Annotated in this window: 10 protein-coding genes; all 10 read right to left on the reverse strand. The window is 37.3% G+C overall.

The features are described 5' to 3' along the window. Nucleotides 1-5 precede the first annotated feature (5 nt). Nucleotides 6-947: a ring-cleaving dioxygenase gene (locus tag MKY26_RS14285; protein WP_157733894.1), complete on the reverse strand. Its 942-nt coding sequence runs from the start codon at nt 945-947 to the stop codon at nt 6-8. Between the two features lie 42 nt (nt 948-989). Continuing rightward, a complete protein-coding gene (locus MKY26_RS14290; RefSeq protein ID WP_322909691.1) occupies nt 990-1424 on the reverse strand; it encodes a MarR family winged helix-turn-helix transcriptional regulator in 435 nt (144 codons plus the stop codon). 519 nt (nt 1425-1943) lie between these two features. Beyond that, nucleotides 1944-3416: an ATP-binding cassette domain-containing protein gene (locus MKY26_RS14295; protein WP_341097894.1), complete on the reverse strand. Its 1473-nt coding sequence runs from the start codon at nt 3414-3416 to the stop codon at nt 1944-1946. Nucleotides 3417-3584: 168 nt separating this feature from the next. Continuing rightward, nucleotides 3585-4787: a PDZ domain-containing protein gene (locus MKY26_RS14300; RefSeq protein WP_445293125.1), complete on the reverse strand. Its 1203-nt coding sequence runs from the start codon at nt 4785-4787 to the stop codon at nt 3585-3587. A 482-nt stretch (nt 4788-5269) separates the two neighbouring features. Further along, entirely contained in the window at nt 5270-6706 is a 1437-nt protein-coding gene (locus tag MKY26_RS14305) for a S41 family peptidase (RefSeq protein WP_180316931.1), read from the reverse strand. A gap of 288 nt (nt 6707-6994) precedes the next feature. Continuing rightward, nucleotides 6995-8377 carry a murein hydrolase activator EnvC family protein gene (locus MKY26_RS14310; RefSeq protein WP_307318912.1) on the reverse strand — a complete coding sequence of 461 codons (1383 nt, stop codon included), beginning with the start codon at nt 8375-8377 and terminating at the stop codon, nt 6995-6997. A 91-nt stretch (nt 8378-8468) separates the two neighbouring features. Further along, a complete protein-coding gene (gene ftsX, locus MKY26_RS14315; RefSeq protein WP_341097896.1) occupies nt 8469-9362 on the reverse strand; it encodes a permease-like cell division protein FtsX in 894 nt (297 codons plus the stop codon). After that, complete coding sequence (gene ftsE, locus MKY26_RS14320; protein ID WP_095371854.1) at nt 9352-10038, reverse strand: cell division ATP-binding protein FtsE; 687 nt, start codon at nt 10036-10038, stop codon at nt 9352-9354. Before ftsE ends, ftsX begins: the two co-directional genes overlap by 11 nt. Before the next feature lie 526 nt (nt 10039-10564). Continuing rightward, nucleotides 10565-10918, reverse strand: coding sequence for a cytochrome c551 (gene cccB / locus MKY26_RS14325; protein ID WP_095371853.1), 354 nt, complete (start codon nt 10916-10918; stop codon nt 10565-10567). Between the two features lie 56 nt (nt 10919-10974). Then, nucleotides 10975-11850 (reverse strand): YitT family protein, encoded by an 876-nt coding sequence (locus tag MKY26_RS14330; protein WP_095371852.1) that lies wholly within the window; start codon nt 11848-11850, stop codon nt 10975-10977. Between the last annotated feature and the right edge of the window lie 118 nt (nt 11851-11968).

Here is an 11968-nt window from a genome sequence, read left to right on the forward strand (position 1 = left end):
TGCAATTACACTTCCCTCACATCAATCGGAATTAACCTTCTCTGTAATTGTCCACGGTATTTTTCATATTGCTCAGGAAGCATTAATTCTGTTCCCATCGTTTCCTGACTTTCATCATGAGCAAAACCTGGCGGATCAGTAGCAATTTCAAAAAGAATGTCGCCGTATTCTCTGAAGTAAATCGCATTAAAATAGTTTCTGTCTTGCACGGGTGTGACACCATAACCAAAGCTTTCAATATATTTCTTCCAATCTAATTGGTCAGCATCATCTGCTGCGCGCCATGCAATGTGGTGGACAGTTCCTACACCCATTCTTCCTTTTCCAGAGCTTGTTATCTTTACATCGACAATATTACCTATGTCGCTTTTTGATTGATATCTGACGAATACTCCTTCTTCAGCCACTTTGGTTAAACCCATTGTTTCAATTAGCTCACCTGTTTTTCCACCATTGCTAGAATAAAGAACAGCCCCGGCGAAACCTTTAATCGCCACATCCGGAGTTATCCCATTAAATGTCCAAGTATTCTCGTCCCCAGCTTCTCTTTCAACAAGCTCTAAATGTAAGCCATGTGGATCATCGAAGCTTAGTACTTGTTCGCCAAAACGTACTTGTTTTTCAAAAGAAATGCCTTTACTCGTTAAGCGTTCCTCCCAAAATGGTAGGGCGCCAGATGGAACAGCATATGCAGTAATTCCCACTTGCCCATCACCAATGATGCCAGGGTACGCATCTGCCCATGGGAAGAAAGTAATAATTGTACCTGGTTTACCTCCCTCATCACCGAAATAAAGATGATACGTTCCTGGGTCATCAAAGTTAACTGTTTTTTTAACAAGACGTAAACCTAAAATACCAGCATAAAAATCAACATTTTCCTGTGGATGGCCGACAATAGCTGTAATGTGATGAATTCCCATCGTTTGTTTTTCCATTTTGAACATCCTTCCATGTCCCTAACCTTCAAGTATCTCGAAATTGAGATATTAGGTGTGAGTTAGTTTATTTTGTGTTATTTTATGAAGAATATGAATTAATAATTGTTGTTCTTCTTCAGTTGTTTGTTGAAATAAGGTTGAAATCTGTTCTAATAAGTATGGACTGATTAGATCCATTAATTCCTTCCCCGCATTTGTTATAGTTACAAAAACAACCCGGCGATCCTCTTTGCAATCACTTCTAGATAAATAGCCCTTTTCTTGCAAGCGGTCAATCACATAAGTCATACTGCCGCTCGTTAACCAAACGCTTTTACTAATTTGCTGGACCGATTGTCTCCCCTTTTGATGCAGCACTTGGAGTACGGAATACTCTGTAAAGGTGAGCTTATATTTGTGTAACCAGTCTTTCATCTGATCTTGCATGTATCTGTTGGTTTGCATTAAGCAAGCGAATGAATCTAATGTCTTCTTATGAACCATTTTCATCGCCTCACTTTTTATCTTTAATTTAATTATCTTGAATATGAGATAATAATATCTCGAATTCAAACTAATGTCAATCCCATTTTCAACTTTTTTTAAATTTCTAACCATAGTGTTCATTCTAGGGGCACTTGCTCTTCTAATATAGGTAGAAAAAACTAAATAACTAAGTCGTTTTACTGCTTTTAGAATAGGTAGCATCCTTATCTTCTAGCAAAGTTTTCAATAGGTAAAGGACGCCTACTCATATTGCTGGTGCATCATTTTCAAATGACTTTCTCTACATTTTAAGATCCGGTTTTTACCTTGTAAAAACAGAGACATTTTTCTTCACCCCGACTGGCCTAGACAACAAACATATTCCGTTTGAATGAAAAAAAAATATTGCTAACTTCTATTAATACATACGATATAAACGATTCGCTGTCGATAGATAAATAGCAATAACTGCATTGTTTTTTTCCTATCCGCTTCTTCTCTTGATAATATATTCCCTATAACATGATGCAAGAACCTCTATTCGTAGGGAATTAATGATATCGTCTTTGTTGCAATTGCATTTATGTAAGATTCATTATGATCAACTGCAATCATCGTCGGCTGATACACCTTAATCGTCTCAACTAATTGCTGAATGACAAATATGTCTAAGTAATTGGTGACTTCATCCCATATAAATAAATTATTTTCCCCTAATAAAGCATGAGCTAAAAATACTTTCTTCTGCTCGCCAGCACTCCAATGCTGACTAGATGTATCAGTGAAACTGTGTCTATCTATGCCTAACTGATACAGCAAATGCCAAAAAGCTTGTTTTTCTTCTTTTATAGTCAATTGTTGTAAATAAGAAGCATAATCTACATCTTGCTCATTTTTTTGATTTAAAATGGATATCTTTCGCGGTAAATGAATGCGATACTCCCCTACTGTCTCTAAATACTTTACCCCTAATATAAATTGGAGTAGTGTTGACTTCCCGACACCATTACTCCCTTCAATAAATAAGCGATCATTAGGATACATATCGATGGAAATTGGTTGGAATAAGGGGGTTCCGTCTCTTAATATCGAAAAATCACGGAAGTATAAAACTTGCTTTTCAGGTTGTTTCACAAGCATTTTCAATTGTGAGACCCTCTCCCGATTATCGATAAGTCCTTCTTTTTCAGAAACCATCGCTTCTGTGCGTTTTTTTATTGCCTTTGCCCCTTTCATTTGTTTCGCGGCTAAACGTCTTTCCGACGCATCCTTTGTGCTGTTTTCTCGCTTCATTCCCCATTGGTTTACCTTACCAGATACTTCATTTAACCGTTTGATTTCTGACTTTAACTTACTATTTCTAGATTCAGCAAGCTGATCCGCATGCTCTTTCTCTCTTCGCCACACATCCACATTTCCCTTAATTAAGGTGAGCGACTGCTTTTCAATTGCTAACACATAATCGACGAATTGGTTTAAAAAGGATTCATCATGACTAATTACAATAAACCCTTCTTTCATTCTCAAATAATTCCCAATCATGTTACGTCCCTCTTTATCAAGATTATTTGTCGGTTCATCAATTAAAGGAAAAGCATCCTCATTTAAGAATAGCTCTACAAGTAACACTCTCACTTGTTCCCCACCACTTAATTGATGGAACTTTCTTTGACTAATATGAGGTGGTAATCCGATGAGTGATAATTCATAATCAATTCTCCACCGGTCAACATTAGGGTTTTCTTTAAGCAATAACTCTAATACTGTTAAATTCTCCTCTTGTAGTGGAAAGGCAGGGAAATATTTAAATGTCAGTGGCGTTTGAATCGTCCCTCTATATTGAAGTTTATTTGTTAAAATGTTCATAAATGTCGTTTTTCCGCGACCATTACGCCCTAGCAGCGCAAGCTTCCAGTGCTCATCAATACTTACATTCACATCACTAAAAATCCTTTTATCCATTGAATGATACTGAAAAGACATATTTTTAATTAAAATCGAATGGGTCAATGAAATACCTCCTTTTGATTAACTTAACACAAGTTATCTGAATTTTGTTATATTTTATATTAATTTCCTCAAATTAGGAATATAAATAGAATGAATTAAGGACATGTTCTTTTCACAATCTATTGAATAAAAAAACCGATTGCCCCATAGAGACAACCGGTAAAAATATTAAACTGCTTGGTGACTTTTCTTAAATTCCTCTTTAATAAAGAGAATACCTAATTCATGATGATCTGTTTTATAAAGTGCCCTTTGCACAAATCGATTTTCATTATTGGTGTCAATGACTTCAAGTTTGCAATGAGCTGCATTTTTTTGCAATGCTTGATAAAATCCCTTTTCGTCATTCACTTGCAAACCATTCACTTTAAGAACAGTTTCTCCTACTTTTAATCCCATTTTGTCTGCTGGTGAATGAGGAACAACACCAATAATCATTAAACCATCATTCTTTTTAGCAAAGTAAAACGCCGCCTTTGCATCTACAGATCGTTGGCGATAATTTAACCACTCTCTCCCTACTATTGCTAGTACTGGTATCGCTAAGCTTACAATTGGATAAACAAATGCGCCACTGGCAATAATGAGCAGCAATGCACCAAAGAAGATTACTTTTTTTCCATAAGCTGCGACGGCTACAGCTGGAAATTTGCTTTGGATTTGTTGTTGAAAACCAATAGCGAAAGGAACAGCTACTAAAGCATAAGATTGATCTCCAATTGAAAATAATGGCCACCATGTTGAGTCCAAACTAATGGCGTCACCAGGTATTAGTAAAAACAGTGGTAAAAGCCACATTCTTTTTGCTTCATGCATACCCACAACCTGACCACGGCGACTCTTCATTAGTCTTGGAGACGTCCCTTTTGGACCATTGATGGTGATCATTATTCCTTCAGCAATCACAAGCAAGGCAATGATCATTGCGGCAGCTGGCAGTAGGTACTCTACGCCTTCCACTTGTGATGAGATGAAGGCAGGCAGTGGCCAGTTCTGTTCTAATGCAAAGAAGGTAAGAATAAAACCAATACTTACCGTATAAGCCGGTGTCGCCCATCTTGCTTTTGGAGTCAGCATCAAGATAATTGTTGCAACAGTTGCAAAAACAAGTAACTCAATAGGAACAGTTAAACCAGCTAGTACGGTAATAAGGGAAAGAGAAACACCAAGAATGAACCCTAAAGGCAATAATTGCTTCAGCTCAAAATAGGCATTTTCAGCACGGACTAAGAAATGCTGTCTTTCCCTGTTGACTCTTTGTATACCGTAATAAGCAGCTGCTAGAAATACTAAATAAAAGACCGGGTTTAGAAATAACCTTCCTAACCCCTTGAATAACTCTATTGCCCAAGCCTCAGCCAAGCTTCCCACCAACCTCTACCATTAATCTAATCTACTAATCTGACTATATTCTACCAAATATCCCTTTAAAAACATAGCCAACCCATTGTCTTCTTCCTACTTGTAAATACATTTTCTTATAATAGAAGTGATGACAAGGAATAGGTGTCCGATATTCAAAATATAGACAAATAGTGAGAGAAAATCTCTTTCCGCTAGAATTTACTTTCGTATGGGAGAAGGGTTTCTTCTATCGCGCAGTTTCCGAGCTGTTTCTCGTTTCTGTTTTTTAACTTGAAGACACGCTAACGCTATTACCTTTTTATATTTGAGTAATTCGCAATTCCCAAAAAGCGATGATTTTCGCTTTCGTTCATCCACCATATACAGGCACTTCTATATTTGCTACATTTCCCCTATTTTACCATTTATTCCGGAGCCTTTTCATCAACCTCACATTAAAAAGCCGAACAAACATTGAGTTTGTCCGGCTTTGATATATAGAGTAAACACTATTGGTTTGCCATAATACGCAAGCCTGTTTGTAATTGCATATCATTGTCCTGGTTATTTCTTTGCTTAATGACTTCTTTCTCAAGAGATTCGGCTGTTTTTTCATCAATTTGTCCGTTTGCTGTTAGTCCGGCCGCATGTTGAAACGCTCTAACTGCTGTTGCAGTTGCAGCACTATAATAGCCATCCTCTCGACCAGGTGCATAACCTAAGCTTTTTAATATGAATTGCGCATTCTTCACTTGATCATTATTCATGTCCGTTTTTAACGTTTTCTCCACTTGGATCGGGTGAGTCTCATACAGTTCAGATTGTTTTACTTCATAAGTAGGTGCGACACCTTTTTTATGAATCCAATTTCCGTCAGGTGTAAGCCATTTATATAAGGTCAATTTAATATTACTGCCATCCCCCATTGGAACAGGTTGTTGAACTGTTCCTTTACCAAATGTTTGTGTACCAATTAACGGATAATCACCTGCTTCCTTGAGGGCTGCTGCTAATATTTCTGAGGCAGATGCACTACCCTTATCAATAAGAACGCCGATAGGGTACGATTTCTTCTCTTCTAAAGGAGAGAAATTCATCATTCTTTCACCGTTTCTTTGTTCTATCTGCACATATGGTTTATCCTTCGTAACCAACTCTTCCAATATTTCGTCAACTACTTTTAATAGTCCACCAGGGTTATTTCGTACATCAATTAACAAACTGTCCATTCCCTGTTCTTCTAGGTCCTTGAGAGCAATCTTAAATTCCTTAGCTGTATCTGTTGCAAAAGAAGTAATCTCAACATAGCCAACTTTTTCATTGTCGTGCATTATAACTTCAGAATTGACTGTAATATGAGGTATTTCTGCCCGAACAATTTCTATTTCTAACGGGTTTTGCAAACCTTCTCTCATAATGGTCAATTTGACTTTTGTCCCTTTTTTTCCTTTTATCTTTAAGGTCGCTTGCAATAAATTAAAGCCTTCAACACTCTCATCATCAATCTTGATGATTTGGTCATTTGGTTTCAAACCAGCTTGCTCTGCTGGTGAATTTTTTACTGGAGATACAATAATGATCTTACCATCTACTAAACTAACCTCGGCTCCAATTCCTTCAAATGAAGAATCGAGTGTTTCACTAAATTGTTTTGCTGTACTTTCATCCATATAAACGGAATAATCATCATTTAACGTGGTAAGCATTCCTTGAATCGCGCCTTCTGTTAACTTATGTGCATCAACTTCTTCAACATAATTTTTGTAAATGAGCTGATAAGCCGCGTTCATTTTCTCCAAATCAGATGCAAGCTGTTGACTACCTCCCATTTCTTCTAGCTGTTTTGTTTGCGATATATTTAACTTTAATTGAAAGCCTGCATAGGAACCTATCGCGCCCACAAGTAATGATATGACCATTAATATGACTACTTTCTTTTTGCCCACTTAACCGCCGTCCCTTCTTTAAGCAACTGTGGCTCTTTCATCAATATATGAATGAATAGGACGAGTTATGATTGAGAAATTGTTTAACCCCAAAGTAAGCGAAGAGAGCTCTGTTATATCCCACCTGTTCTTAAAAAAGGCAACACAAGTCTTTTAATATCCAAAAAAGTGAAAAATGACTCTTTTTCACCTCAGTTGAGGTATCAAAAGGGCCGTTTTTATGCTAAAATTGTTTTATATATCGTACGATGGGTAAAAGAAAAAAGAGAAGCTTTAAAAGCTCCTCTCTTACAATGGTACAATTCCAACTGGGTTAATTGCGTTGGATTTCGATTGGTTCCAACCACCTTTATGCAATTCAAAGTGTAAATGTTGTCCTGTCGATTGTCCTGTGTTACCCATTAAACCAATTTGTTGACCTTGTGAAACCGTTTGGCCATTACTTACAGATCTTGAGCCACTTCTCATATGTGCATAAACCGTTGTATACGTTTGTCCATTAATAGAATGTGCAATAAATACGACTTCACCATAGCTAGATGAATGGTAAGATTGAATGACCACACCATCAGCTGCCGCATAAATAGGCACTGTTCCTGCAGCTGCTAAATCAATTCCAGCATGATAAGAGCCCCATCTTTGTCCTAAACCTGAAGTTAATACACCTGCTGAAGGACGAATCCAATCTCCACTTGACGGAGGTGGTGTTTGTACTTGTTCTTGTCCACCACTAGATTCTGAAGAACTATCGGAACCACTGTTGCCGGAACTGCTAGTTGTACCTGCATTTTGTTTTGCTGATTTGGCTGCTTCAGCTGCTTTTTTTGCTTCCGCCTGTCTTGCGAGTTCGGCTTGTCTCGCTTCTTCAGCTTTTCGTGCTGCTTCAGCTTGACGATCTTTTTCTGCCTGTATTGCTTTTGCAACAGCTTTCTCTTGTGCAGCTAATAATTCTTTTTCTTCTTCACCACTTATTTTTTCAGCGTGATGATGGTCCTCTTCTTCTTTTAAGATTGTAATAAGATTAGCCTTCTCTTTTTTCTGGTTATCAAGATTTGCTTTCATTTTTTCTAATTCTTTACGCATACCTTCAAGCGAAGCTAAATCTTCTTTTACTTTTGCTTGTTTTTGTTCTAGTGATTTCTTATCTTCTTCTTGCTGTCTTACAATCTCTTGGTCAGCTTCAACAATTGTTGCTACTGCACCAACTCGTCCAATAAAATCACTGAAACTTTGTGCGCCAAGTAATACGTCTATGTAATTAACTGTTCCACCTGATTCTTGCATCGAACGTGCTCGGTCTTTTAAAAGTTCATTTCTTTGTTTAATACGTTCTTTTAAATCTTCTATTTCTTGTTCAAGCTTTTTAATTTCTGCTTTCTTTGCTTCAATTTCTTTGTTTTTCTCATCTATTTGCGCTTCTGCATCTGAGATTTCTTTCGTTAGTCTTTCTACAGCAGTCTTAGCATCCTCTTGTTCGCCTACTAATCTTTCAATCTCTTTTTGAGACTTATCAATCTGCGAATCAATATTAGATTGCTCTTTCTTAAGTTCTTCACTTTGACTTTCTAAATCCCCAAGCTTATCGGCAAAAGCATTCGTTGGCAATGTTGCCGTAACCGTTCCAACACTCATCATTGCGGCTAAAGATAATGTTACCATCTTTTTCTTCAATTTCATTTTCCCCTCTCGTATGTTTCTCCCCGTGGCAAATATGTATAAAGAGCTGAAGTCAGCATCTCATGCCAACCCAGCTCAAGCATCCTTATATTTTCAAAAACTTACGAACAGACATTAAACTTCCCCAAACGCCAATAATTGCGCCTAATAGTATGAGAATCGCACCTACTTGGTAAACAAATGGCGTTACCTCTAACAGTTGAATAAAATGGCCTTGAAGTTTTGGCGATACGTAATCATAAAAGTAATAATAAGCTGTACCTACAGCAGCGACTGGAATAATCGATCCGAGTAACCCTAGCCATAACCCTTCTAAAAAGAATGGCCAGCGTATAAAGGAATTTGTTGCCCCAACTAATCTCATAATCTCAATTTCGTGACGCCTTGAAACGATAGTGATTTTAATCGTGTTTGAGATTAAGAACATAGCGGTAAATAATAAACCAACAATTAAAATAATACCTATATTACGGCCAAAGTTAATGGTAGAAAATAAATTCTCAACCGTTCCTTGCCCATAATTCACGTTAGCAGTGAATTCCATTTCATCGATTTCCTCAGCTAATGGAATCGTATCACTTGGTGTTTTTGCTTGCACAACGTAAACATCATTTAATGGGTTGTCCTGTTGGAAAAGCTTAAACGCTTCTCCCTCTTCACCTAAGCTACTAATTAAACTATCTAGTTCTTCATCTTTCCCAGAGAATGTCACAGAATCAACTTTCGGCAGTGTAGCTATCTTCTCTTCTAATGCTGTGGCATCTTCTTCTGTTGCGGTTCGGTCAATATAAACTCGAATCTCAACATCACTTTCAATACTGCTAGCCATATGGTTAAGGTTCATCATAATGGCAAAGAATACACCAACAAGAATCAATGTAACCGTGACGGCACTTGCAGAAGCAAATGTCATCCAACCGTTACGACCTAAGCTTTTGAAACTTTCTCTTATATGCCTTAAAAAAGTATTAGATTTCATATCCGTAATCACCTCTTTGCTCATCACGGACAATTCTGCCACTCTCAATCGCTATGACACGATGCTTAATCGTATTAACGATCGTTTTGTTGTGGGTAGCCATGATAACCGTTGTACCTCTCGTGTTGATTTCCTCAAAGATATTCATGATTTCCCAAGATGTATCAGGGTCTAAGTTTCCTGTTGGTTCATCGGCAATAACCAACTTAGGCTGATTGACAATCGATCGTGCGATGGAAACACGCTGTTGCTCTCCACCTGAAAGCTCATCTGGAAACATGCGCACCTTATGCTTCAAACCAACTAAATCTAATGTATCCATTACTTTTTTCTTTATATTTTTCGGATTCTCTTCAATAACTTCAAGTGTATACGCTACATTTTCATATACATTCAACTTCGGTAGCAACTTAAAGTCCTGGAAGACAACTCCGATATTACGCCTAATGAGTGGAACTTTACTGTTCTTTAATGAACCCATATCTATTCCATTTAAAGTGATTGTACCGCTTGTTGGCTTTTCTTCTCGATACATCATTTTTATAAATGTAGATTTACCTGCACCACTTGGACCAACGATATAGACAAACTCACCTTGGTCGATCTTCACGTCAATGCCATTTGTTGCAGTAACACCATTTTTATATTTTTTATATACATTTTTCATTTCTAACATGTAGATCACCTTATATCCGGAGTTTATTTTTAGTAAAAATTGCGCAAGCCTAACCCAATTATTTTTTATAAAATAATCATCAGTTAAAGTGGGTTTCTTTTCCTTAGGCGGGGCAATTGCGGTGTGTGAATGATAAAGATGCATTTAATCGACATAAACTGACATCTTCTTCTAAAAACCATTGACTCGAGGGATCAAACAACATTTCTTACGTTTACTTCACCCATTATAACATCATATATTGTCAAAATAACGCATAAAATTATTACATTTTCTTTTCAACACAGTAATATTATAGGTAAATATGTCTACTTTTGAGGAATTATAATAGAATTATTTTCCAATATTAGATAATTAGACCTTTCTTTTGTCGCAATTTTCCGTTTAATATTATGTAAGCAGCTCTATTGTTGACTGGATATGCTAGTGACGTTTTTCACCCTAAGGTAATGTAACATTTGTCGATTTTTCTTTATTTTTCCCAAAGAAAAAACGCGCTGTGAGTGAGCGCGATTTTTCTCTTTTATTACTTTTTAGCTGCAAGCCATTCAGCAACTGTATTTGCTTCTTCTTCATTCAAGAGTCCGCCAGGCATTGCACCTTTACCGTTGATAATAATATCGTGAATTTCATCAGCAGAGTAGTTAGCACCGATTTTATCTAGCGCAGGTCCAGCGCCCCCTGAAAGATCGCCACCATGACAACTCATACAGTTATTGTCATACAGTTTTTGTGCATCTCCCGCATCTGCTGTTGACTCTTCACCACTCGTATTATCATCTGTTGCAGTGTCTTCACCTGCCTCATCATTGCCACCACATGCAGCGAGTGAAAAAACAAGAGCTGAGCCGAAAAGAATTGATAAAAGCTTTTTCTTCATTACATTTACCTCCCTTTATAGGAAAATTTACAGATTACAGTGAAATTATACCAATATTACGCCCGTTTAAAACCCTCTCCAAGTACCTCTGAAGCATCGCTAACAATGATAAAAGCAGATGGGTCAATTGATTGAACCAGTTGTTTCAATTTCGTGAACTCTGTCTGATCAACCACACACATTAAAACAGGACGTTCATGATCTGTATATCCACCGTATGCTGATAGTTTTGTCACACCTCTATCAATTTTATTCAAAATTCCATCACGAACTTCATCTTGACGGTTAGTAATAATAAGTGCCATTTTTTTCCTACCAAGGCCAACCTGAACTATATCAATGGTTTTACTCGTTACATATAGGCCAATTAATGCATATAAACCTTTTTCAATATCAAACACTACAGCAGCTGCTATCACAATCAATCCATCAATAAGTGCCACACATACACCGAGAGATAATCCCGTATATTTATGAATAATCTGAGCTGCTAAGTCAGTCCCACCTGTAGATGCCTTCCCGCGGAAAGTAATACCTAGACCCAAACCGACACCAATACAACCGAACAAAGAGGCAAGTAGCGGATCCATAGTCCAAGGCTCCAAGTCTTTTGTTAAGAAAACGACGAAAGGAAGGAATATGGTTCCTACTAATGTTTTAATACCGAATGATCCACCTAATAATATGACGCCAGCAATAAATAGGGGAATGTTTAGTGCCCACTGCACATAAGCTGGCTCCCATCCTGTAATTGCCTTCAATATTGTACTAATCCCGCTTACTCCCCCTGAGGCCACTTCATTTGGTAGTAAAAACAAGTTAAAACTGATAGCGACAAGTGCCGATCCAATCAATACGAATACGTATTCAACTAGCTTTGAGTTCCCTGATCCTGTCTTTCGTTTCTTTTTATTTACTTTTTGAGTATTCATTTATGTAAAATGCCTCCTTAGTGCCAAGTCTTATATGATGTTCATTTGCTAAAGGACACGAGGCAATAAGAAATCGTCTCAATTACGAGTAAATGCACACAATTCAATCTTTTCATCA

Origin of the sequence: Cytobacillus sp. FSL R7-0680 (assembly GCF_038009245.1) — a bacterium.
GTDB classification, from domain to species: Bacteria; Bacillota; Bacilli; order Bacillales; family Cytobacillaceae; genus Cytobacillus; species Cytobacillus kochii.